The organism is Olsenella profusa, assembly GCF_016900315.1.
GTDB lineage: Bacteria > Actinomycetota > Coriobacteriia > Coriobacteriales > Atopobiaceae > Thermophilibacter > Thermophilibacter profusus_A.
On sequence record NZ_JACSNQ010000014.1, the window covers coordinates 1 to 23,540 of the forward strand.

Below are 23,540 nucleotides of genomic sequence, written 5' to 3' on the forward strand. Positions count from 1 at the left end.
GGAGGGGACGCCGCCGCGGGCGACGCGGGCGACGAGGCGCCCGTCAACATCAACACGGCCGACGTGGCCGAGCTCGACGAACTGCCGGGGGTGGGGGAGGCCACCGCGGCGGCAATCGTCGAGGACCGGGAGCGCAACGGCCCCTTTGCCGCGCCGGAGGACCTCATGAGGGTCTCGGGCATCGGAGAGAAGAAGTTCGAGAAGCTCGAGGGGCTCATCTGTGTCTGAGGGGGACGTGCGCGCCCGGCGCCCCGACCGCCCCCTGCTGCCGCCGGTCTTCTGGGCGCTCGTGGCCGTGATCGCCTGCACGCGCACGGCGCTGTCGACGGGGGCCGACCCCACCCTGCTCGTCGCGGCCGTGCCGGCCGCGGCCGCCCTCGGCGCCGTCGCGGTGCTCGCGCTCCGCCGCACGCGGCTTGCCGGCCTCATCCCGCTCGCCATGGTCCTGGCCTCCGCCGTCGCGTGCTCCTGTGCGGTCTCCGCCCGCGAGCTCGCGCGGCAGGAGGGGCTTGCGGACGCGCTTGCGTCAAGCTCGGTGCTGAGCTGGGAGCTGCGGCTCGAGGGCGACATGAGCGAAGGGGCGAGCGGGTGGCGCGGCCGCGCGCGGGCGCTGCTCGAGGGGGAGGACCGGGGGGCGGTCTGGATCCTTTCGGATGAGAGGGCGACGGCGGGGGAGACGCTCCGCTGCGTCGGGCGCTTCTCGCCGAACGGGGACGACGACTGGGGCATGTCATCGCGCGCCCAGGGGCTGGCCGGGACCGTGCGCGTGGTGCGCCTGCTCGGGCGCAGGCCGGCCGAGGGGCCGCTCGGGGCGGTGCTCGGGGCGCGGTCTGCGGTGCTCGCCACCTTCGAGGGGGAGGGCTCGGACGCCCGCGCGCTCCTTGCCGGCGCGGTCTGCGGCTCCACGGAGGCGATGGCCTCGCGCGGGCTCGACGAGCTCTTCGCGCGCTGCGGCGTCTCCCACCTCGTGGCGGTCTCCGGCGGGCACCTTGTGCTCGTGGCGGGGGTCGTCGGCGCCGCGCTCTCCCGCGCCCGGCTGCGCCCGGCCGCGCGCGCCGCCGCGCTGCTGGCGGTGACGGGGGCCTTCGTCGTCTTCTGCGGGGCGCCGGCCTCCGCGGTCCGCGCGTGGGCCATGTCGCTCGTCGCGCGGCTCTCCGCCCTTGCGGGCCGCCGCTCGCACCCGCTCTCCGCCGCGAGTGCCGCGGGGCTTGCCATGGCGCTCGCGGACCCCGGCGTGACCGGGCAGCTCGGCTACCTGCTCTCGGTGCTCTGCGTCTGCGGCATCTGCGCCCTCGGCGGCTGGGCGCGCTACGCGGTGCGCACGCTCCTGCCGGGCCCTCCCGCGCCGCGCGGCCGGGCGGGGAGGGCGCTTGCGGGCCTTGCGGACTCCTCCCGGGAGGCGCTCGCGCTCACCCTCGTCTCCCAGCTCGTGACGGCACCCGTCACCTGCGCGACCTTCTCCCAGCTCTCCGTCGTGGCACCGCTCGCCAACGTGGCGCTCGCCCCGCTCTTCTCGCTGCTGCTGGGGGCGGGGCTTCTGGCGGCCGCGCTCGCCTGGGCGCCGGCCGCCCAGGCGGTGGCGCTCACGGCCTGCGACGTGGTCGGGGAGGCGGTCGTGGCGCTCGCCCGCGCGCTCGCCTCGCTGCCGCTCGCGTCGGTCGCGGTGAGCGTGGACGAGGGCGTGGCGCTCGCGGTTCTCGCGGTCCTTCTCGCCGCGTTTCTGCTGTGGTGGCCGGCCGTCTCGCGCCGTGGGCTCGCCGTCGCGCTCGGCCTCGGCTGTGCGTGCGCGCTCGCCTGGGTGCTGCACTGGCGGCTCCTCGCCCCGGCCTGCGTGCGCGTGCTCGACGTGGGCCAGGGGGACGCGATTCTCGTGACGGACGGGGCGTCCGCGGTGCTCATCGACACGGGGCCGGGCGACGCCGTGGTGGGGGCCCTCGCGCGCAGCAACGTCTTCCACCTCGACGCCGTGGTGCTGACGCACCTGCACGACGACCACGCGGGAGGGCTCGCCGAGGCGCTCGCCGTCACGGGCGCGCCGCTCGTGCTCGTGCCGGAGGGGGTCGCCGCCCCCGAGGCGCCGGGCGCGGAGGTGGGCGAGATCTCCCATGGCGACGAGCTGCGCGTAGGGCGCTTCACGCTCCGGGCGGTCTCCCCGACGGGGCCGGTCGACGGGATGGACAACGAGGACTCCCTCGAGCTCCTGCTGTCCTTCGACGACGGGTCGCGCACGCTCACCGGGCTGCTCGCCGGGGACGCCGAGGCGCCCGAGACCGCCTCCGCCATCGCGCGCGGCGAGGTGGGCGACGTCGACTTCCTCAAGGTGGGGCACCACGGGTCCGCCGTCTCGGTCGACGCCGAGGTGGCCGCGACGCTCGACGCCGAGGTGGCCGTGGCGAGCGCGGGGGAGGGCAACCGCTACGGGCACCCCACCCCGGAGTGCGTGGCCGCGCTCGAGGCGGCCGGCTCGACCTTCCTCTGCACCAGGGACGTGGGCGACGTCTGCGTGGAGCCCGGCGCCGAGGGGCCTCGGGTCAGCTGCGCCCGGGGCGCGCCGGGCTGAGTGCTACACTGGGGCCCACGACAGCGGCCCCGGCCGCAGGAAGGTGGGACAATGGCGGACAAGCCGGCGCTGCTTCCGGCCTACCTCATCGTGGGCCCCGACGAGCTCAAGCGCAAGCAGGCGCTCGCGCGGCTCAAGGCCCGCGTGGACGGGCCCTTCGTGGCGTTCAACCTCGAGGAGCTCACGGCTTCGGCAGACCTCGAGCCGGTCTCCGTGCTCGCGTCGCTCAACACCCTGCCCATGGGAGGGGACCGCCGCGTGGTGGTGGTCGAGGCCGCCGAGAAGCTGCCCAAGGCCGTCTCCGAGGCGATCGTCGGCTACCTCGCGAGCCCCAACGAGAGCTGCACGCTCGCCCTGGTGGCGACCACGCTCGCCAAGTCGACGAGGCTCTACAAGGCCGTCGCCAAGGTGGGGCCGCGCACCGTCATCGAGTGCTCCGCCAAGAAAGGGCGCGACCTGCCGCCCTACGTGCAAAAGCTCGCCGCTGCCCACGGCGTCTCCATCGCCGCGGACGCCGCCCGCGAGCTCGTGGCGCGCGTCGGGGAGTCCACCACGATGCTTGACACCCAGGTCGCCACGCTCGCCGCGCTGCTCGGCGGGGTGGGTACCATCACGCGGCCCTTCGTGGAGGCCAACGTGGCCCGCGTGGCCGAGGTCAAGCCCTGGGAGTTCCTCGACCGCCTCTCCGAGCGCGACGCGCACCGCGCCCTCGCGCTCTACCGCCTGCTCGACGGCTCGGCCCTCGGGCTGCTCTCCCTGGTCACGGGACGCCTCCGCGAGCTCGTCTGCGCCCGCTCGCTTACGGCGCGCGGCCAGGCCCACGCGCTCGCGGCCGAGCTCAAGAAGCAGGACTGGCAGGTGAGGAACCACGTCCGCTGGGCGCGCGCCTTCTCCGACGGCGAGCTCGAGCGCCTGCTCGGCCGCTGCGCCGAGGCCGAGCGCGCCCTCAAGAGCGGGGCGGACGCCGACTCGGTGATGGTGGAGCTCGTCGCGCAGGTCTGCGGGGCCGCGTAGCCGCATGGATGCCTTGGTTGTGGCGCGCTTGGAGAATTGGGGTTGGTGCTGCAGCCACGTGCAGGTCGCTCGGATTTTTGCGGTTGTTGCGGTGCCTGGTTGGGCCATTGCTTAGAGAATTCGGGTTGATGCGGCTCCTGTCCGGGTCACTGCTTAGAAACTGAGGGGTAATGCAGGCCCGAGGAGTGCGGATGCTTGCGAAATGAAGCCTCGCGCAGCTCTTCTCTGGCTACGGGCCCGTAATCGCCAGCAATCCCTAAGCGAGTTCCCGCATGGCAGCGCAACAACCTACAATCCCTAAGCGGTCTCTCCATGAAAACGGGCAACAATCTGCAATTCCTAAGCGAGTCTTCGCGCGCCCGAGCAACAGTCCGCAATCCCTAAGCGGATCCCCCACAGCTCGGGGCAACCACCCGTAATCCCAAAGCATCACGAGAAACGCCCATAGAGCACCCCGGCACCGTCGCACAAAACAAAAAAACGGCGCGGGCCCGAACAGCACTTCGGACCCGCGCCGCCTCTGGTATGAGCGTAAAGCTACTTGATGGTGTTCACGAGCTTCTGGACGCCGCTCTTGCGCTGGGAGGCCTGGTTCTTGTGGATGATGCCCTTGGAAGCGGCCTTGTCGAGCAGGCGGCTGGCCGTGTTGGCGGCCTGCTGGGCGGCCTCGGCGTCGCCGGCCTCGACGGCGGCGCGGACCTTCTTGACGTAGGTCTTGAGCTCGGAGCGGACCGCGCGGTTGCGCTGACGCGCCTTCTCAGCGGTGATGATGCGCTTCTTCTGAGACTTGATGTTAGCCACGTGCAGTTCCTTTCGGTTCTTACAATGTCTGAGGCCTCTGTGCTGAGACACGGCGAGGTCAACAATCGGGAAGTATAGCATGTCGGTTCGGACTTCGCTATCATTCACCCTATGTCTACGAACGATACCTCACATATTCGCAACTTCTCGATCGTTGCGCACATCGACCACGGCAAGTCGACCATCTCTGACCGCATCCTGGAGCTCACCCACACGGTGGACGAGCGTGACATGGAGGCGCAGCTGCTCGACACGATGGACATCGAGCGCGAGCGTGGCATCACGATCAAGTCCAACGCCGTCCGCGTGATGTATGACGCCGACGACGGGCAGACCTACCAGTTCAACCTCATCGACACCCCCGGCCACGTGGACTTCACCTACGAGGTCAGCCGGAGCCTCTCGGCCTGCGAGGGCGCGGTGCTGGTGGTGGACGCCACGCAGGGCGTGGAGGCGCAGACCGTCTCCAACGCCAACCTTGCCATGAACGCCAACCTGGACATCGTCCCGGCGATCAACAAGATCGACCTGCCGAGCGCCCACCCCGACGAGGTCAAGGAGGAGATCGAGGAGGACCTGGCCATCCCGGCCGACGACGCGGTGTGCGTCTCCGGCAAGACGGGCGAGGGCATCCACGACCTGCTCGAGGCCATCGTGTTTCTCGTCTCGCCGCCAACGGGCGACTACGACGCCCCGCTCAAGGCCCTCATCCTGGACTCCTACTTCGACGAGTACCGCGGCGTGGTGGCCACGGTGCGCGTCTTTGACGGGCACATCCGCAAGGGCGACACGCTGCTCATGATGCAGGGCGCCACGGAGTTCCTCGTGGACGGCGTCGGCGTGCGGCGGCCGGCCGAGCAGTCGGTCGACGAGCTCGGCGTGGGCGAGGTCGGCTACGTGGTCACCGGCCTCAAGGACCCCGAGGCCGTGCACGTGGGCGACACCCTCACCTACGCCGCGCGCCCCTGCGCCGAGGCGCTGCCGGGCTACCGCGAGGCCAAGCCGATGGTCTACACCGGCCTCTTCCCGGTGGACAACAAGGACTATGAGAACCTGCGCGACGCCCTGGAGAAGCTGCGCGTGAACGACCCCTCGCTCACGTGGAGCCCCGAGACCTCGGTGGCGCTGGGGTTCGGCTTCCGCGTGGGCTTCCTGGGGCTCCTGCACATGGAGGTCGTCAAGGAGCGCCTGGAGCGCGAGTTCTCGCTCTCGCTGATCGCCACCTCGCCCTCGGTGGACTACCACGTCTACAAGACCGACGGCGAGATGGTCTGCGTGCGCAGCCCGCAGGACCTGCCCGACGTCACCCGCATCGAGCGGATCGAGGAGCCCTTCCTCAAGGCCAAGGTCATCGTCCCGCCCGCCTTCACCGGCGCGGTGATGCAGCTTGCCATCGAGCACCGCGGCATAACCCAGGACATGGTCTACCTCTCCGAGAAGTCCGTGGAGATGCACTTCGACATCCCGCTCGCCGAGCTCATCCTCGACTTCTTCGACCAGCTTAAGAGCCGCACCAAGGGCTACGCGAGCCTGGACTACGACTTCTCCGACTACCGTCCGAGCGACCTCGTGAAGCTCGACATCCTGCTCTCCGGCGACGAGGTGGACGCGCTCAGCTTCATCGTCCACCGCGACAAGGCCTACGCCCTGGCCCGCGGCCTCTGCGACAAGCTCAAGGAGATCATCCCGCGACAGCAGTTCGAGGTGCCGATCCAGGGCGCCATCGGCAACAAGATCATCGCGCGCAGTACCGTCAAGGCCGTCCGCAAGGACGTGCTGGCCAAGTGCTACGGCGGCGACATCTCGCGCAAGCGCAAGCTCCTGGAGAAGCAGAAGGAGGGCAAGAAGCGCATGAAGCAGATCGGCTCGGTGGAGGTGCCTCAGGAGGCGTTTCTCGCCGTCCTCAAGGTGGACGACCAGTGAGCTCGGCCCTGACGCCGGCCGAGGTGCTGGCCGCCTACGCCCCGTCTGCCGGGCTCTCCGCCTCCCTCGCCCCGTTCGCGCCCGGCGAGAAGAACCTCCCGCTGGCCGCGCGCCTTGCCGCGCACCCGCTGCTCATGGCTCCCATGGCGGGCGTCTCCGACGCGGCCTACCGTATGATGGCGCGCGCCGGCGGGGCGGACCTCGCCTACTCCGAGATGGTCTCGGTGGCGGGGCTGCACTACGGCGAGAAGAGCTGGGAGCTCGTGGACCCCGCGGACGGCGAGCCGGACCTCGCGGTGCAGCTCTTTGGCTCAAGGCCGGAGCTCTTCCGCGAGGCGGCCGCGCGCGTGGCCGCGCGGCTGGGGGAGCGGCTGGCCCTCATCGACGTCAACATGGCCTGCCCGGTGCCCAAGGTGACGCGCAAGGGCGAGGGGTCGGCCCTGCTGGAGAACCCTGAGCTCGCTGCCCAGATTGTGCGCGCGTGCCGCGAGGGTGCCCCCGGCGTGGACGTGACGGTGAAGATTCGCCGCGGGCGCTACGCGGGCCAGGAGGTGGCCCCGGAGTTCGCGCGCGCAATGGAGGACGCCGGAGCGGCTGCGGTGGCCGTGCACGGGCGCTTTGCCACGCAGATGTACCACGGCACGGCGGACTGGGGCGTCATCGACCGGGTGGCCGACGCCGTGGGGATCCCGGTGGTCGCGTCCGGGGACGTCATGTCGCACGAGGCGGCGCTGCGCGCGCTCACCGAGACGGGCGCCACGGCGGTGATGGTGGCACGCGGGACCTACGGCAACCCGTGGGTCTTCTCGGGGCACGTCCCGAGCCCCGCCGAGAGGATCGCCGCCTTCGAGTGCCACGTGCGCCTGCTCGAGGCCACGGGCGCCCACCTCAAGCGGGCCCGGAGCCTCGCCGGCTGGTACTTCAAGGGGATGCCCGACGCCGCCCGGTGGCGAAACGCGGCCATGGGCTGCGTCACCGCCGAGGAGTTCCTCGCCGTGGCGGACGAGGTCCGCGCGCATGTGTGCGCGTGAGGCGCGAGGGGCGGCCGCGCCCGGCGTGGGCGCCCTCTACCTGCACATACCGTTCTGCGCGCGCAAGTGCGCGTACTGCGACTTCGCCTCGCGCGCCGCGCGCCCGGGCGACCCGCTCGTGGCCGCCTACGTCCGCGCGCTCGAGGCGCAGCTCGAGGAAGCGGCGTCGCTCGGCCTGCTCGAGGGCTGCGAGACGGCCTACGTGGGCGGGGGCACGCCGAGCCTTCTGGGGCCGTCCCTTCTGGGCGGGCTCGTCGAGCGGGTCGTGCGGACGTGCGCGCCGGGGGAGCTCTCCAGCGAGGCAAACCCGGACTCCCTCACCGACGAGGTGATCGACGCCCTGCGCCGCGCCGGCGCCACGCGCCTCTCCGTGGGCGTGCAGAGCCTGGATGACGCTGAGCTCGCCTGCCTCGGGCGGCTGCATGACGCCGCGTCCGCGCGCGAGCGGGTGCGGGCCGCCGTGGCGTCGGGGCTCGACGTGTCCGTGGACCTCATGTGCGCCACGCCGGGGCAGACCGACGCGTCCTGGGCCCGCACGCTCGCGGGCGCCGTTGCGCTCGGCGTGGGTCATGTGAGCGTGTACCCCCTCCAGATCGAGGAGGGCACCGAGTTCGACCGCCGCTACGCCGACGACCCCTGCGCGTTCAACGACCCCGACGTCCAGGCGAACCGCATGACGCAGGCTCAAGCCGTACTTGAGGGTCACGGCCTCGCCCGCTACGAGGTGGCAAGCTACGCCCGCCCCGGCAGAGAGTGCCGTCACAACATCGCGTACTGGACGGGCGTGCCCTACCTGGGACTTGGGACAAAAGCCTCAAGCATGCTCGACGTCAAGCTCTACCTGAGACTTTGCGGCGCCGTCCCGGGGCTCCCGGAGCCGCCGGCGGGCACCGCGCGCGTCCGGCTCACGGTGGAGTCGGGAGCGCGAGCGATCGCCGGGGACCCGCGCCTCTCCGCGTTGTCCCTCTCGACGGAGTTCCTGGGCGCGCGCGAGGCCGCCGCCGAGGACCTCATGCTCGCCATGCGCATGACGCGGGGCGCCGGCCCGGGCCTCCTCGGCCGCGCGCGGGAGGCCATCCCCGCCGAGCGGCTGGAGGGCGCGCTCAGGGAGGCCGTGGACACGGGCCTTGCCGCCTGGTCGGCCGGGCGCCTCGTGCCCACGCAGCGCGGCTGGCTCCTGGGCAACGAGCTCTACGGCCTCATGTGGGACCTCGCCGGCACCTGCTGAGGGCGCGCGTCCGTGCCCCGCCGGCATCCCTCCCGCAGGGTACGTGCACTCTCTCACAGGGTACGTACACTCTCTCACAGGGTACGTACACTCTCTCACAGGGTACGTACACTCTCCGACGTCCTTCTCGCCGGGCCGTCTGACGTTTCCGCAGCTAGATGAGTTGGCGAGAAGAACACTGGGGTTGCGGCGGTGTACGTACCCTACGGCGGGGTGTACGTACCCTATTGGGAGACCCCCGGGGCCGCCGGGCCACGCGGCCGCCGGGGCCGCGTCTTGCCGTCCGAGGTCGGCAACCTCACGCTCAAGAACCGCGTCATGTTCCCGCCGCTCACTACCGGCTACGAGGAGCGCGACGGCTCCATCGGCCCGCGCAGCCTCGCCTTCTACGAGCGCCTCGCCAAGGGCGGCGTGGCCTACATCGTGATCGGCGACGTGGCGCCCGTGAACACCGCGAGCCCCACGCCCAAGCTCTGCGACGACTCCCAGATCGAGAGCTTCGCGCGCCTCGCCGACGCCGTCCACGTCCACGGCGCCAAGCTCGCCCTGCAGATCTTCTACCCCGAGTACGACGTCCCCGGCGTGGGCAGGCTCATCATGGCCTCGCGCATGGCGGCGATGGAGGGGCAGAAGGCCCAGGCGGCCGGCGACCAGGAGACCTTCCAGGCCAAGATGGCGGAGTCCAAGGAGATCGCCAACCAGGCCTACGCCAAGCTCCACCACGACATGCAGCACTTCGTCTCCGAGGCCTCGGTGGAGCAGCTCGCCGAGATCAGGGACGCCATCGCGGCCTGCGCGGCGCGCGCCGAGCGGGCGGGCGTGGACGCCATCGAGGTCCACGGCGGCCGCCTGGTGGGGTCGCTCTGCTCCACGGCCCTCAACCACCGCACGGACGACTACGGCGGCAGCTTTGAGAACCGCACCCGCTACGCGCTCGAGGTCGTGGCGGCCATCAGGGAGGCGGCGCCGGACCTCATGGTGGAGTACAAGCTCCCCGTGGTCACGACCAACCCCGACGGCTCCAAGCGCGGCAAGGGCGGCCTGGAGCCCGACGAGGCGTGCCAGCTCGCGGTCCTTCTGGAGCAGGCCGGCGTCGACATGATCCAGGTGGCTCAGGCCAACCACACCGGTAACATGGGCGACACCATCCCGCCGATGGGCACGATGCCCTACAACTGGACGCTCCCGGTGGCCGCGCGCGTGAAGTCCCTGGTCAAGGTGCCGGTGGCCACGGTGGGCCGCGTCATCACCCCGGAGGCCGCCCGCGTGGCCGCCAAGGGCGGCTATAACGTGACGCTCTACGAGCGCGCCGGGCGCCTCGGCGGGCAGATCGAGCTCGCGGCCGCCCCGCCGCGCAAGTCCGAGATCATGCGCGCGGTGGAGTACTACGAGCACGAGCTGCCCTACCTTGGCGTGGACGTGCGGCTGGGCCACGCCCCGACGACCGACGAGCTCAACGCCGCCGACGCGGTGGTCGTGGCCGTGGGGGCCGAGAACGTGACGCTGCCCGTGCCCGGCGCCGACCGCGACAACGTGGCCTCCGCGTGGGACGTCCTTGCCGGCCGCGTGACGCCGACCGGGCGCGTGTGCGTGATCGGCGGCGGCCTGGTGGGTACCGAGACCGCGGAGTACCTGCTCGCGCACGGCTGCCAGGTGGACATCGTGGAGATGCTGGACAAGATCGCCTCGGGCGAGTCGGGCACCGTCCTGCCCACGATCATGGCCGAGTTTGCCGAGAAGGGCGTGGGCCAGCACGTGGGCACGCGCGTGACCGCCATCACCGACGAGGGGGTCCAGGCGGAGTGCACGGGCGAGACCGTCAGCCTGCCATGCGACTGGGTGGTCATGGCCGTGGGCTCGCGCGCCGTGCCCTTCGACGCGGCCGCCGTCACGGTGCCGGTGAGCTACGTGGGGGACTGCTCCGGCGAGCGCACCGCGGACATCGCGAGCGCCGTGCGCACCGCCTACCGCGTTGCCAACGAGCTCTAGGACGCCTGGCGCGGGGCTTGAGGTTTCAGGGACGCGCCCGCCCGCAGGCCCTTCTCGCCTGCGGGGCGGGCGGCCTTGGGGGACGGGCGTCCGCGGGGGGCGCCGCCGCCTCGGGGCGCGTGGCCCATGGCTTTGACGGGAGGTACGTACATGAGTGACAGACGCAGACTCAGCTTCACGCCCAGGGCCGACGTTCTTGTCGTCGCGCTGGTGCTGATCGCGTGTGCAGGCTACTACGCCGCGCTGCAGCTTGGCCTCGGCACGTGGGCGGTCGAGCACTACGTCTCCTGGCCGATCACGATCTATCAGCTCGTGGTGGGGCCGCTTGCCATTGTGGCGGTCTGCTACCTCATCGGGGCGGTCCTGGGCCGCTGAGCGCAGATCACTTCCGAGGCCGTGCGCCGCGGCCTCGTCGTCTTTGCCGTGCTCGTCGTGGGCATCTACTTCCTGCTCTTCGCCACGGTCGCCACGCTTTCGGGACCGCTCGCGGAGGCCGGCCTGCTGCCTGCCGTGAACGCGCTCGTGACCGAGGTCCTCCCGGCGCTTCTCCCGCCTGCGGGGCTCGTCGCCGAGCTCTCTTCGCGCCGCGCTGCCTGACGGCGGGACCGGCGCACCCGTCGCGCGAGGCGCCGGCGCTGTGGGGTGTGCGTCCGACCCGAGGGTACGTACACCTGCGTTTAGGTTACGTACACTCCCGCACCCTTGCCGTCCTTCTCGCCAGCTCTTCTACCTGCGAAAACGTCGGACGGCCTGGCGAGAAGGACGTCGGAGAGCGTACGTACCCTCAGCGTGGGGTGTACGTACCCTAAGGAGGCGGGCACGTACCCCGGGCGCGCGCCCCGGCGGCGCCCGCCCCGCGCCCCTTGCGCGCCCGCCCCGGTTGCGCGATGCTAGCTGCGTGAAAACCGTACGAAGGGGGCAGCCATGCCAGGCAAGCGCACCGACGTCATCAGCTGGGACGAGTTCTTCATGCGGGCCGCCGTCGCGGCAAGCCTCAGGAGCAAGGACCCTAACACGCAGGTGGGCGCCTGCATCGCAGACACCAACCACCGCATCCTCAGCGTGGGCTACAACGGCACCCCGCGTGGCCTGGAGGACGACGAGTTCCCCTGGGGCACCGCCGAGAACCCGCTCTACGACAAGCACAACTACGTCATCCACGCGGAGGCCAACGCCATCCTCAACTACCGCGGCTCGCTCAAGGACATGGACGGCGCCACGGTCTACGTCACGCTCTTCCCGTGCCACGAGTGCGCCAAGACCCTCGTGCAGGCCGGCATCGGCGAGGTCGTCTACCTGGACGACAAGTACGACGGCACCGAGGACAACCTCATCTCCAAGAACATCCTGGACCGCTGCGGGGTGTCGTGGCGCCAGATGAGCCTCGCCGCCGAGTGACGCAAACGACGCGAGGGGGGCCGTCCCTTCGCGTCACCTGGTTAGAGCGGGGCGGCTGTGGATATAATCATGCCATCTGTGCAACGCCGCCGACCGGAAGAGAGATCCGCCAGATGGCATCGATGAACGACAAGGACTACTACGCCATACTCGGCGTGAGCAAGGACGCCTCCACGGAGGAGATACGCAAGGCGTTCCAGGCAAAGGCGCGCAAGCTCCACCCGGACGTCAACAAGGCCCCGGACGCCGAGGAGAGGTTCAAGGAGGTCTCCGAGGCCTACGCGGTGCTCTCCGACGAGGACAAGCGCAGGCGCTACGACGCCATGCGCTCCGGCTCGCCCTTCGGCGGCGGGTACGGCGCGCCCCCCAACCCGCAGGGCGGCTACGCCGACCCCTTCGGCGGCAGCCCCTTTGGCTGGGGGCCCTTCGGGGCGGGCTTCGGCGGAGCCTCCCGCAGGCGTTCGCGCGCCTACAACCCGCAGGTCGGCGCCGACGTGGTCTACGAGCTCACCGTCAACGCGGACGCGGCTGCCAAGGGCACGCGACGCGGCGTCACCTACCAGCGCTACGCCCCCTGCGACGTCTGCCACGGCTCCGGGTCGGTGGTCTCCGAGCACGCCGAGACCTGCCCGACCTGCGGGGGCCGCGGCCACATCACCGTGGACACCGGGATCTTCGGCGTCGTGGCGATGACCTGCCCGGAGTGCGAGGGCACCGGCAAGGTGGTGGCCGACCCGTGCCGTGCCTGCGGGGGCTCCGGCCGTACCCTCACCGCCAGCGAGGTCGTGGTCGAGGTCCCGGCCGGCAGCCACGACGGCGACGTGGTGCGCGTGGCGGGCATGGGCAACGCCGGCACCAACGGGTCCAAGCCCGGTGACTTCGTGTGCCGGGTCTGCGTGCCGGAGGAGCGCCTCACCCGCGGCCAGGTCACGGGCTTCAACTGCATCGGCTTCGCTGCGCCCTTCCTGGTGCTGGGGCTGATCACGCAGACGCTGGCCTCGCTCGCGCTTCTCGTGGCGGTGCCCGTTGTCGTGGGCGTCTACCTGGTGGCGCGCGACGGGCTGCGGCGCAGCGCGCGCTGGTGGCGCAACGCCGGCGTCGCCGCGGCCAACGGCGCCTCCAACGGCCTCATGATCGCCGTGCTCTTCGTGCTGCTGTTCTCGTGCACCACGGGACTGGGTATGAGAGGCTATATGGGCTACCGCTACTACTAGCGCGCCCCGCGGCCGTCGGCACCCGCGCGCGGGCTCGTCCCGCGCGCTTTTTGCGGGCCGGCCGCGTCAAGGTATCTGAAGTAACGCGTGTCTGGGGAGATTGGGAACGTGGAACCAAAGAGGGACTACTACGAGGTGCTCGAGGTGCCTCGCGACGCCGATGCCAAGACGATCAAGCGCGCCTTCCTGAAGAAGGCTCGCAAGCTCCACCCGGACGTCTCGGACGACCCGGACGCCGAGGAGAAGTTCAAGGAGGTCAACGAGGCGTACACGGTCCTCTCCGACGACCAGAAGCGCGCCAACTACGACCGCTACGGCGATCCCAACGGCCCCGCCGGCTTCGGCTCCGACTACGTCGACGTCTCCGACATCTTCGGGGGCGGCGGCTTCGGCTTCGGCGACATCTTCGACTCCTTCTTCGGGGGCGGCTCCGGCCGCGGCGCCACGGCCCAGCGCACCCGCGGCCGCGACATGGGCATCCGCCTCACGGTCACGCTCGAGGAGGCCGCGCGCGGCTGCACCAAGACCGTCGCCTACACGCGCCTCGCCCCCTGCGAGGACTGCGGCGGCACCGGCGCGGCCGAGGGCGGCCACATGCGCACCTGCGAGCGCTGCCACGGCACGGGCCGCGTGGTGGAGGTGCAGCGCACGATCTTCGGCCAGATGCAGACCCAGACCACCTGCCCGGCCTGCCACGGCCAGGGCCAGGTCATCGACCACCCCTGCGAGACCTGCGAGGGGCAGGGCCGCACGCCCTCGCGCGAGAAGGTCGAGGTGAAGGTCCCCGCCGGCGTGCGCTCCGGCCAGACGATCACCGTCGAGGGCAAGGGCGAGGCCGGCGTGCGCGGCGACGCCTGCGGCAGCCTCGTCGTGAGCATCGAGGTGGCCGACAGCGACCGCTTCGAGCGCCAGGGGGACGACCTCTACTGCACCGTCCAGGTGGACGCCCTGCAGGCCATGGTCGGCACCACGGTGACCATCGACGGCATCATGGAGGGCGAGCGCGTCACGGTGGAGGTGCCCGCCGGCTGCCAGTTCGGCCAGCAGATCGTCGTCGAGCGCCGCGGTATGCCGCGCATGGGCATGATCGCCCGCGGCAACCTCGTGGCGGTGGTGCAGGTTGAGGTCCCGCGCGACCTCACCAAGAAGCAGCTCCTTGACATCGCCGGCATCGTGGCCGAGCGCGCCCTCGACGACGCCGCCGAGGGCGCGGCCGGCGCGGGCGGCCCGGGCGAGAGGGATGGCGACGCGGGCGAGAAGATCCACGATGCCGCCCGCGCCGCGGCCGAGCACTTCTCCAAGGAGCACTGGCGCGCCCCGAAGAACCCGTTCAAGGGGGGCAAGGGCGCGAAGGGCGGCAAGGGCGGCCGCAGGTGAGCGACGCCCGAGCCCGGGGGGACGTCCCGGCGGGGGCGGCGCGCCCCGGGGTGGCCCTCGTCAACCTCGGTTGCCGCGTGAACCGCGCCGAGCTCGACCTCATGGCCTCCGAGCTCGAGCGCGCGGGCGTGCCGATCGTGGGGGAGGACGAGGCGGCCGCCGTGGTGGTCAACACCTGCGCCGTCACCGGCGAGGCCGAGGCCAAGGCGAGGAAGGCTGTCCGCCGCGCCGCCGCGCGCCCGGGCGCGCCGACGGTCGTGGCCTGCGGCTGCGTGGCAAACCTCTTTGCCGGCGAGCTCTCCTCCATAGCCCCCAACGTCGTCGTGGAGCGCGACAAGCGGCGCGTGGCCGCGCGGGTGCTCGAGGCGCTCGGCCTGCCTGAGGGCGGCGTCGACGACGCGGGCGCCCTCGCGCCCACCCCCACGCCCACCGGGCGCACCCGCCCGGGCGTCAAGGTCCAGGACGGCTGCGACAACCGCTGCACCTACTGCATCATCTGGAAGGCCCGCGGCGCCGGGCGCTCGGAGCCCCCCGAGCACGTGGTCTCCGAGGTGCGCGCCGCGGTCGCCCGCGGGGCGCGCGAGGTCGTGCTCACCGGCATCAACGTCGGCAGCTATCGCGCGAGCGACGCCTCCGGGCGCACCCTCGCGCTGCCCGGGCTCATCGAGGTCCTTCTCGCCGAGACGGACGTGGAGCGCCTGAGGGTGGCGTCCATAGAGCCGCCCGACGTCACGCCCGGGCTCTGCCGGGTCATGGCCGCCTCGGGCGGGCGCGTGGCCCCCTTCCTGCACGTGTGCCTGCAGTCCGGCTGCGACGAGACGCTGCGCCGCATGGCCCGCGTCTACCGCACCGACCTCTTCCGGCGCGTCGTGGACACGGCCCGCTCGCTGGTGCCGGGGATTGCCCTGGGCACCGACCTCATCGTGGGCTTTCCCGGCGAGACGGACGAGGAGTTCGAGCGCTCGCTCGCCTTCTGCCGGGAGATGCGCTTTGCCAAGATGCACGTCTTCCGCTACTCGTGCCGTCCCGGCACGCCCGCCGCGACGATGCCCGGCCAGGTTGACCCGCACGTGATGGCCGAGCGCTCCCGGCGCGCCCGCGAGCTGTCGGCCGAGATGCGGCTCGCCGAGGCACGCGCCCTCGTGGGCACCGAGGACCGCGCGCTCGTGCAGTACGTGGGGCGCGCCGTCTCGGGCGGCCTCTTCGACGTGGCGGTCGACCCCGCGCTGCCGCTGGACTCCCTCGTCCCGGTGCGCCTCACGGCCGTCCGCGACGACGCAACGCTCGTGGGGGAGGCCCTCTAGGCGGCCCGCCGGGACGCCCCGGCGCCCGCCCGCCCCGCGCATCGGCTATCATCGAGGGCAGAACACGTCGTTTCAGGAGGAGCATGGAGCCCACCCAGGTTCGCCTTACCATCCCGGACTCGGTCGACCCGACCGCCCTCATGGGGCCGGCAGACTCCCTGCTGCGCCGCGTGGAGGCGGCCTTCGACGCGATGATCTCGGTGCGCGGCAACCAGGTGACGCTCTCGGGCCCCGCCGACGTGGTGGACCAGCTGACCTCGGTCTTCTCGCGCCTGATCCGCCTGGTGGAGGCCGGCGAGACGCCCTCGGCCTCAGACGTCGACCTCGTGGTCGACCACGTCCGCCACGGCGCCGCCCGGCTCGACCTCGGCTCCGACGACATCCTGCTCACCTATCGCGGGCGCGCCCTCAGGCCCAAGACGGCCGGCCAGAAGCGCTACGTGGAGGCCATCCGCGCCAACACTATCACCTTCGGCATCGGCCCCGCGGGTACCGGCAAGACCTACCTCGCCATGGCCATGGCCGTGGCGGCCCTCAAGCGCCGCGAGGTGGGGCGCATCGTGCTCGCGCGCCCGGTGGTCGAGGCCGGCGAGTCCCTGGGATACCTGCCGGGTACGCTGCAGGAGAAGCTCGACCCCTACGTGCGCCCGCTCTACGACGCGCTCTTCGACATGACGGACATGGAGCGCGGCAACGCCCTCATCGAGCAGGGCGTCATCGAGATCGCGCCGCTCGCCTTCATGCGCGGGCGCACCTTCAACGACGCTTTCGTCATCCTCGACGAGGCCCAGAACACCACGCCCGAGCAGATGAAGATGTTCCTCACGCGCCTGGGCTTCTCGTCCAAGTTCGTCGTCACCGGGGACGCCTCGCAGCGCGACCTCCCCGGCGTGGGCGGGCTGGAGTCGGCTCGGCGCGTCCTGCGGGGCATCGACGACGTGGCCTTCGTCGAGCTGGACAGAAACGACATCGTGCGGCACACGCTCGTGGCGCGCATCGTGGACGCCTACGCGCGCGACGCCGCATCGAGGGGGGAGACCCATGCCGAACGCCGAGGCTGATCAGCGCGTCACGCCCGCGCCCGCCCACGAGTACGACCTCGTCTGCGAGGAGGGGGTGTCCGCCCCGCTCACCGAGGGGCAGGTCACGGCCTGCTGCGACCACGTGCTCGCCGAGGAGGGCGTCACGCGGCCGTGCCTGGTGTCCGTCTCCTTCGTGGGGGAGGGCCGCATCCGCGAGCTCAACGCCGAGTGGCGCGGGGTCGACCGCGCCACGGACGTGATCTCGCTCGAGTGCGAGCGCCCGGACGACCCGTCCCTCGCCCCCGGCGAGCCCTGCGAGCTCGGGGACGTGGTCCTCGCGCCGACCTACATCGCCCGCCAGGCGGCCGCCTTCGGGACCACCGAGGCCGACGAGTGCCGGCTGCTGCTCACGCACGGCCTCATGCACCTGCTCGGCTACGACCACCTGGACGAGGACGAGGCCGAGGCGATGGAGGTGCGCGAGGAGGAGCTGCTCTCCGGCATGGGCTGCGACGCCCCCATAGACCGCGTCGTCCTCACGAGGCACCGGGAGGGGATGGACGAGTGATCCCCGGCTCCAACAGCGACCACCCCAGCTTCCGCAAGAGCTTCCTCTTTGCCATCCAGGGCTTCCGCACCGCGGTGTCCACGGAGCGCAACATCAAGGTGATGCTTGCCGTGGGCGCCTGTGCGGTGGCTGCGGGCCTCGTCCTCCAGATCGACCTCGTGAGCTGGGCGATCATCCTTCTGTGCTGCGGCGTGGTCATAACCGCGGAGCTCCTCAACACCGCGGTGGAGACCGTCGTCGACCTGGTCTCGCCGGAGTTCCACCCGCTCGCGGGCCGCGCCAAGGACATCGCGGCCGCCGCCGTGTGGGTGCTCTCGCTGCTGGTGGCCGTGGTGGGCGTCCTCGTCTTCGCCAACGCGATTCTCACCTAGGGCGGGGCCTTCCCGTCCGCGACGTCGGGGCGTGCGGCCCCGGGAGGTACTCATGAGCGACAAGTACGCAGACAGGCGGCCCGAGCGTGCCGAGAGGGACGAGCCCGTCTTCAGGAGCGGCTTCGTGGCCCTGGTGGGCCGCCCCAACGCCGGCAAGTCGACGCTGCTGAACGCCTGCATGGGCGAGAAGGTGGCCATCACGAGCCCGGTGGCGCAGACCACGCGCCGCCGCATGCGGGCCGTCATCAACACAGAGCGCTCGCAGCTCGTGATCATCGACACGCCGGGCCTGCACAAGCCCAAGGACGCCCTCGGCAGCGAGCTCAACCGCGCCGCCCTTGGCGAGCTCGCCGACGCCGACGTGGTGGCCTTCCTCGTGGACGCCACCAAGCCGGTGGGCCGCGGCGACGAGTGGGTGGCCCGCCACGTGGCGTCCGCCGACGCCGACTACAAGCTGCTCGTCCTCACCAAGGCCGACGTCGCCGGCCCCGAGCAGGTCGCCGCGCAGCTCGCCGCGGCCCGCGCCCTCTGTCCCTTTGACGACGAGCTCGTGGTCTCGGCCACCGAGGGCTTCAACGTGGACACATTCGTGGGGCTGGTCTCCGCGCACCTGCCGGAGGGCCCCAAGTGGTTTCCGGACGGCATGGACGTGGACGCCACGCCTGAGGACCTCGTGGCCGAGTTCGTGCGCGAGAAGCTCTTCCTGCACCTGCGCCAGGAGCTGCCGCACTCGGTGGGCGTGCTCTGCGAGGGCATCGAGGTGGCCGCGGACGGACACGCCTCGATCGAGGCCACGATCCTCGTGGAGCGCGAGGGCCAGAAGGCCATCGTGCTCGGCCGCGGCGGCCAGATGATCAAGCGCGTGGGCATCGAGGCGCGCCGCGACATCGAGCGGCTGCTCGACCGCAGGGTCTACCTCGACCTCACCGTACGCGTGGCCCCGCAGTGGTGCCGCGACGAGCGCGAGATCCGCCGCCTCGGCTACGGGGTCGAGGAGGACTAGGCGTGGCGGGGAGGCGCACCTTCCGCACCCGCGCCGTCGTGCTCGACCGCACCAAGCTTGGCGAGACGGACCTCATCCTGACGCTGCTCGCCGCCGACGGTCGCGAGCTGCGTGCCGTGGCCAAGGGCGCGCGCAGGCCGGGCGGCCGGCTCGCGGCGCGCGTCGAGCTCTTCTGCGAGACCGACTTCCTCCTGGCGGCGGGCCGCTCCCTCGACGTGGTGAGCGAGGCCGCGCTCGTGGAGCCGCACGTGGGGCTGCGCGGGGACTACGAGCGCGTGGCAGCCGCGAGCGCCGTGGCCGAGGTGGCACGCCTCACCTGCTACGAGGACGCCCCGGACGGATTTCTCTACCCGATCTGCTCCCGCGCGCTCACGGCCTGCGAGCAGGCGGCGGACCGCGCGCACCTCGACCTCGTGGCCGCGGCCTACGCCTGGAAGGCGCTCGCGCACGGCGGGTGGCGGCCCGAGCTCTCCTGCTGCTGCGCGTGCGGGGACGCGGACGTGACGTACTTCTCGGCGTCCGCGGGCGGCACGCTCTGCGCGAGCTGCGCCCGCGAGGTGGCGGGCGCCCAGGAGCTCTCCGCCACCGAGGTGTCCTGGCTGCGCGCGATGCTCACCTGCACCTTCGACGACCTGCTCGCCGCCGAGGTGCCGGGCGGGACGGCCGCGCTGCTGCTCGCGCTCGCGCACTCCTGGGCGGCCACCCACCTCGACTGCCGCCTGCGCGCGATGGAGTTTCTCGCCGGCGCGTGAGCGCCGAGGGCACCGCCGGGCCCGTCGAGGGGGGCGTCCCGGGCGTCCGCGGGCGGCCCCGCAGAGCGCGCTTTTTTCGGGCTGTGGGCCCGTCCGCGCGCCGCATGCTGCATAATGGGCGCCCGACCGCGCCCGCACCGATCCCTGGGAGGGAACCCCCATGTCAGATCTGCCCGTCATCGGCGTCACGCCGCTCGTCGACCACGAGCGCAGGAGCCTGTGGATGCTGCCCGGCTACTTCGACGCCGTGGCCGAGGCGGGCGGCGTCCCCGTCATGCTGCCGCTGACCGCCGACCCCGCCCTGCTCGCCCGCGCGCTCGACGCGGTCGACGGCGTCGTGCTGACCGGCGGCCAGGACGTCGACCCGGCCCGCTACGGCGAGAGGGACCCCGCGGCCGCCGCTCTCTGCGGGGAGCTCTGCCTCGCGCGCGACGCGATGGAGTCCGTGCTCGTGCCCGCCCTCGTGACGCGCGACGTGCCCACGCTCGGCATCTGCCGCGGCATCCAGTCGCTGAACGTCGCGCTTGGCGGGACGCTCTGGCAGGACCTGCCCCGGCAGCGGCCGTCTGCGGTGGAACACCACGGCAAGCCGCCCTACGAGGAGCCCGTCCACACGGTGGAGGTCCTCCCGGCCACCCCGCTCGCCGCGTGCGTGGGCGCCGGCGAGCTCGCCGTCAACAGCTACCACCACCAGGCCCTCCGTGAGGTGGCGCCCGACCTCAGGGTCATGGCCGAGGCGCCCGACGGCGTGGTCGAGGCCGTGTGGCGGCCGGCGTCGCGCTTCCTCTGGGCGGTGCAGTGGCACCCCGAGTTCGCCCACAGGGTCGACGAGCCGAGCCGCAAGATCTTCTCGGCCCTCGTGGCGGCGGCCCGCGGGTAGGCGCGGGCCCGAGGGGGTCGCGCGCCCCCGTCGTGCTTCTCGCCCGCTCGTGGAGAAGCCGCGCAGGACGCGCGCCCGCCCGCCCCGGCGCCACCTTGTGCTACACTGCGCTAGGTCAGTACCCCGTACCTGGAGGCCCGCCGCTGCCAGACGGCCATCCCAGTTCGGGGCGAATCTATGTGAAGGGAGCTTTACCATGGCAGTCACCAAGGAGCGCAAGGCCGAGCTCGTGGCCACCTACGGCAAGGACGAGAAGGACTCCGGCTCCGCCGACGTCCAGGTCGCCCTGCTCACCGAGCGCATCAAGGGCCTCACCGAGCACATGAAGACGCACCCCAAGGACTTCCACACCCGCCGCGGCCTGCTGATGCTCGTCGGCAAGCGCCGCCGCCTGCTGTCCTACATCAAGGCGCGTGACATCGAGCAGTACCGTTCGCTCATCAAGAGTCTCGGCATCCGCGACAACATCCAGTAAGTGGGTACTTCGAAGGGCGCCTGCGGGCGCCCTTCTCTGTGCGCCCGAGACCAGCGGAGGCGCACCGCGGGCATCCGGCCCGCACGGCGGCCGCGGGAGGCCGCCACGACGGCCCGCCTGCAACGGGGCAGGCGGAGATAAGGGAAAAGGGAAATGGCAAAGGTTACACACGAGTTCGACCTCTACGGCAAGCACTACGCCCTCGAGACCGGCGAGCTGGCCAAGCAGGCCACCGGCTCCTGCCTCGTCAAGGCGGGCGACTCCACGGTGCTGCTCACCGCGGTGGTCTCCAAGGAGCGCAAGGACTACGACTTCTTCCCGCTGACGGTCGACTTCATCGAGAAGATGTACGCCGTGGGCCGCATCCCCGGCGGCTACCTCAAGCGCGAGGCGCGCCCGTCCGAGAAGGCCACCCTCACGGCCCGCATGATCGACCGCCCGCTGCGCCCGAGCTTCCCGGCCGGCTTCCGCAACGAGGTGCAGGTCGTGGCCACCACGCTCGTGGCCGACCAGGTCAACCCCGTGGACACCATCTGCGTGATGGCGGCCTCCGCGGCCCTCACCGTGGGCGGCGTGCCCTTCGAGGGCCCGCTCGCGTGCGTGCGCATCGGCCGCGACCGCGACACCCACGAGTTCATCGTCAACCCCACCTACGAGGAGCGCGACAACTCCGACCTCGACCTCGAGCTCGGCGGCTCGGCCGACTTCATCTCCATGCTCGAGGCCGGCGCCGAGGAGATCTCCGAGGAGGACATGCTCGCCGCCATGGCCTTTGGCCAGGAGGCCATCGCCGCGTTCTGCGCCGAGCAGGAGAAGTTCTTCGCCAAGTGCCGCGAGGTCAACGGCGAGTTCCCCGTGCGCGAGTACGTCCTCGACGAGCCCGTGCCCGAGGTCCACGACCGCGTCTTCGCCCACTACGACGAGATGTCCGCCGCCCTCAAGGACGCCGACAAGCAGAGCCGCATCGGCAAGGTCGAGGCCCTCAAGGACGCCATCAGGGCCGAGTTCACCGAGGAGGAGCAGGCCCAGTGGGGCCGCGCGATCCCCGTGGAGCTCAAGGCCCTCGAGAAGCACGCGATGCGCCTCATGGTCGTGGAGACCGGCGAGCGCGTCGACGGCCGCACCCCCACCGAGGTGCGCCCGCTCATGATCAAGGGCGACTACCTGCCCCGCGTCCACGGCTCCGGCCTCTTCCAGCGCGGCCAGACCCAGGTGCTCTCCGTCTGCACCCTCGGCATGCTCAACGAGTGGCAGCGCCTCGACACCATCGAGCCCGTCGATGGCAAGCGCTACATCCACCACTACAACTTCCCGCCGTACTGCACCGGCGAGACCGGCCGCATGGGCAGCCCCAAGCGCCGCGAGATCGGCCACGGCAACCTCGCCGAGCGCGCCCTGCTGCCGGTGATCCCGTCCGAGGACGAGTTCCCCTACACCATCCGCGTGGTCTCCGAGGTCATGGAGTCCAACGGCTCCTCCTCGATGGCCTCCACCTGCGGCTCCACGCTCGCCCTCATGGACGCCGGCGTGCCGCTCAAGCGCCCGGTCTCCGGCGTGGCCATGGGGCTGATCCAGGAGGAGGGCAAGACCGTCGTCCTGACCGACATCCAGGGCCTCGAGGACTTCCTCGGCGACATGGACTTCAAGGTCACCGGCACACCTAAGGGCATCACGGCCATGCAGATGGACAACAAGGCCACCGGTCTCACGCCCGAGATCCTGCGCTCCGCGCTCATGCAGGCGCACGAGGGCCGCATGTTCATCCTCGACGCCATGCTCGACGCCGTGCCCGGCGTGCGCTCCCAGACCAAGGAGTCCGCGCCCAAGATCCTCACGCTCTCCATCCCCGCCGACAAGATCTCCGACGTGATCGGCAAGGGCGGCAAGGTCATCCGCAGCATCCAGGACGACACCGGCACCTCCATCGACATCCAGGAGGACGGCACCGTCTTCGTTGCCGGCGTCGGCGGGTCCGCCGAGGCCGCGGCCGAGCGCATCAGGGCCATCGTCAAGGTGCCCGAGGTGGGCGAGGAGTTCACCGGCCGCGTCGTGGGCATCCAGTCCTTCGGCGCCTTCGTCGAGCTCGTGCCCGGCAAGGACGGCCTGCTGCACATCTCCCGCGTGGCGAAGGGCCGCGTGGACAAGGTTGAGGACGTCCTCAACATCGGCGACGAGGTCAAGGTCCGCGTCCTCGAGGTCGACGAGAAGGGCAAGATCAGCCTCGACCGCATCGACAAGCCCGAGGCCCCGGCCGGCTCCGGCCACGGCCGCGGCAACGGTGGCGAGAAGGACCGCCCGCGCCGCGAGCACCGCGGGCCGCGCCGTCACCCCGGCGACCGCGGCGAGGCGGGCGGCACCGACAAGCCGCGCCCGCGCCGCCACCACGGGGCGTAGGCGCCGGCACCCCAGGCGACCCCGCACCTGAGGCAGTCTCGCACCCCAGGCGCCCCGAGCGCCCCGAGGCGTTCCTCCGAGAAGCACGCACGCGATGCTCTCTCGCAGGCGCCCCGGGGCGCTTTCCATGCCCGGCGAGAAGGGCCCTGGCGAGAAGGGCGTGACATCGAGCGAGTCTCGTGGGCCCAACTCGTCCAAAGTCATGCTTCTCGCCCATGGAGCGTGACATCGAGCGA

General features: G+C 71.7%; 22 protein-coding genes. 21 read left to right on the top strand and 1 reads right to left on the bottom strand.

Annotation, left to right across the window (positions count from 1 at the left end; all coding sequences use genetic code 11):
• The 3 genes from H9X80_RS06765 to holA form a co-directional block, all read left to right on the top strand.
• Positions 1-228 (top strand): ComEA family DNA-binding protein (locus H9X80_RS06765; protein WP_204793587.1); only part of this gene is annotated, 228 nt, incomplete at its 5' end.
• Complete coding sequence (locus tag H9X80_RS06770) at positions 221-2,560, top strand: ComEC/Rec2 family competence protein (RefSeq protein ID WP_204793588.1); 2,340 nt, start codon at positions 221-223, stop codon at positions 2,558-2,560. The genes H9X80_RS06765 and H9X80_RS06770, both read left to right, overlap by 8 nt.
• A gap of 51 nt (positions 2,561-2,611) precedes the next feature.
• Positions 2,612-3,574 (top strand): DNA polymerase III subunit delta, encoded by a 963-nt coding sequence (gene holA, locus H9X80_RS06775; RefSeq protein ID WP_204793589.1) that lies wholly within the window; start codon positions 2,612-2,614, stop codon positions 3,572-3,574.
• Positions 3,575-4,111: 537 nt separating this feature from the next.
• Here holA and rpsT read toward each other — a convergent pair.
• A complete protein-coding gene (gene rpsT, locus H9X80_RS06780; protein ID WP_204793590.1) occupies positions 4,112-4,375 on the bottom strand; it encodes a 30S ribosomal protein S20 in 264 nt (87 codons plus the stop codon).
• Between the two features lie 111 nt (positions 4,376-4,486).
• On the opposite strand from rpsT, the gene lepA reads away from it, so the two are divergent.
• The 18 genes from lepA (at position 4,487) to H9X80_RS06870 (ending at position 23,304) form a co-directional block, all read left to right on the top strand.
• Positions 4,487-6,298: a translation elongation factor 4 gene (gene lepA, locus H9X80_RS06785; RefSeq protein ID WP_204793591.1), complete on the top strand. Its 1,812-nt coding sequence runs from the start codon at positions 4,487-4,489 to the stop codon at positions 6,296-6,298.
• Positions 6,295-7,329 (top strand): tRNA-dihydrouridine synthase, encoded by a 1,035-nt coding sequence (locus tag H9X80_RS06790; protein ID WP_342590886.1) that lies wholly within the window; start codon positions 6,295-6,297, stop codon positions 7,327-7,329. Before lepA ends, H9X80_RS06790 begins: the two co-directional genes overlap by 4 nt.
• Positions 7,316-8,557, top strand: coding sequence for a coproporphyrinogen-III oxidase family protein (locus tag H9X80_RS06795; protein ID WP_204793592.1), 1,242 nt, complete (start codon positions 7,316-7,318; stop codon positions 8,555-8,557). The genes H9X80_RS06790 and H9X80_RS06795 overlap by 14 nt, the downstream gene beginning before the upstream one ends.
• A gap of 276 nt (positions 8,558-8,833) precedes the next feature.
• A complete protein-coding gene (locus H9X80_RS06800) occupies positions 8,834-10,546 on the top strand; it encodes an FAD-dependent oxidoreductase (protein WP_239471757.1) in 1,713 nt (570 codons plus the stop codon).
• A gap of 150 nt (positions 10,547-10,696) precedes the next feature.
• Entirely contained in the window at positions 10,697-10,921 is a 225-nt protein-coding gene (locus H9X80_RS06805) for a hypothetical protein (protein ID WP_204793593.1), read from the top strand.
• Between the two features lie 21 nt (positions 10,922-10,942).
• Positions 10,943-11,143, top strand: coding sequence for a hypothetical protein (locus H9X80_RS06810; RefSeq protein ID WP_204793594.1), 201 nt, complete (start codon positions 10,943-10,945; stop codon positions 11,141-11,143).
• A gap of 327 nt (positions 11,144-11,470) precedes the next feature.
• Entirely contained in the window at positions 11,471-11,944 is a 474-nt protein-coding gene (locus H9X80_RS06815) for a deoxycytidylate deaminase (RefSeq protein ID WP_204793595.1), read from the top strand.
• 113 nt (positions 11,945-12,057) lie between these two features.
• Positions 12,058-13,158, top strand: a complete 1,101-nt coding sequence (locus tag H9X80_RS06820; protein ID WP_204793596.1) for a DnaJ domain-containing protein — start codon at positions 12,058-12,060, stop codon at positions 13,156-13,158.
• Positions 13,159-13,266: 108 nt separating this feature from the next.
• Complete coding sequence (gene dnaJ, locus H9X80_RS06825; protein WP_204793597.1) at positions 13,267-14,535, top strand: molecular chaperone DnaJ; 1,269 nt, start codon at positions 13,267-13,269, stop codon at positions 14,533-14,535.
• The gene (locus H9X80_RS06830) at positions 14,532-15,839 is read left to right on the top strand and encodes a MiaB/RimO family radical SAM methylthiotransferase (protein ID WP_204793598.1); all 1,308 of its coding nucleotides are present in this window, start codon (positions 14,532-14,534) and stop codon (positions 15,837-15,839) included. Before dnaJ ends, H9X80_RS06830 begins: the two co-directional genes overlap by 4 nt.
• A gap of 83 nt (positions 15,840-15,922) precedes the next feature.
• Positions 15,923-16,900 (top strand): PhoH family protein, encoded by a 978-nt coding sequence (locus H9X80_RS06835; protein ID WP_204793599.1) that lies wholly within the window; start codon positions 15,923-15,925, stop codon positions 16,898-16,900.
• Positions 16,881-17,429, top strand: a complete 549-nt coding sequence (ybeY, locus tag H9X80_RS06840; protein ID WP_204793600.1) for an rRNA maturation RNase YbeY — start codon at positions 16,881-16,883, stop codon at positions 17,427-17,429. Before H9X80_RS06835 ends, ybeY begins: the two co-directional genes overlap by 20 nt.
• Positions 17,426-17,800, top strand: a complete 375-nt coding sequence (locus H9X80_RS06845; RefSeq protein WP_204793601.1) for a diacylglycerol kinase — start codon at positions 17,426-17,428, stop codon at positions 17,798-17,800. Before ybeY ends, H9X80_RS06845 begins: the two co-directional genes overlap by 4 nt.
• A gap of 52 nt (positions 17,801-17,852) precedes the next feature.
• Positions 17,853-18,803, top strand: a complete 951-nt coding sequence (gene era / locus H9X80_RS06850) for a GTPase Era (RefSeq protein ID WP_204793602.1) — start codon at positions 17,853-17,855, stop codon at positions 18,801-18,803.
• Positions 18,804-18,805: 2 nt separating this feature from the next.
• On the top strand, positions 18,806-19,555 hold the full coding sequence (gene recO / locus H9X80_RS06855) for a DNA repair protein RecO (protein WP_204793603.1): 750 nt from the start codon (positions 18,806-18,808) through the stop codon (positions 19,553-19,555).
• A 160-nt stretch (positions 19,556-19,715) separates the two neighbouring features.
• Positions 19,716-20,435 carry a gamma-glutamyl-gamma-aminobutyrate hydrolase family protein gene (locus H9X80_RS06860; RefSeq protein WP_204793604.1) on the top strand — a complete coding sequence of 240 codons (720 nt, stop codon included), beginning with the start codon at positions 19,716-19,718 and terminating at the stop codon, positions 20,433-20,435.
• A gap of 196 nt (positions 20,436-20,631) precedes the next feature.
• On the top strand, positions 20,632-20,910 hold the full coding sequence (gene rpsO, locus H9X80_RS06865) for a 30S ribosomal protein S15 (protein WP_204793605.1): 279 nt from the start codon (positions 20,632-20,634) through the stop codon (positions 20,908-20,910).
• 153 nt (positions 20,911-21,063) lie between these two features.
• A complete protein-coding gene (locus tag H9X80_RS06870; RefSeq protein ID WP_204793606.1) occupies positions 21,064-23,304 on the top strand; it encodes a polyribonucleotide nucleotidyltransferase in 2,241 nt (746 codons plus the stop codon).
• Positions 23,305-23,540 lie beyond the last annotated feature (236 nt).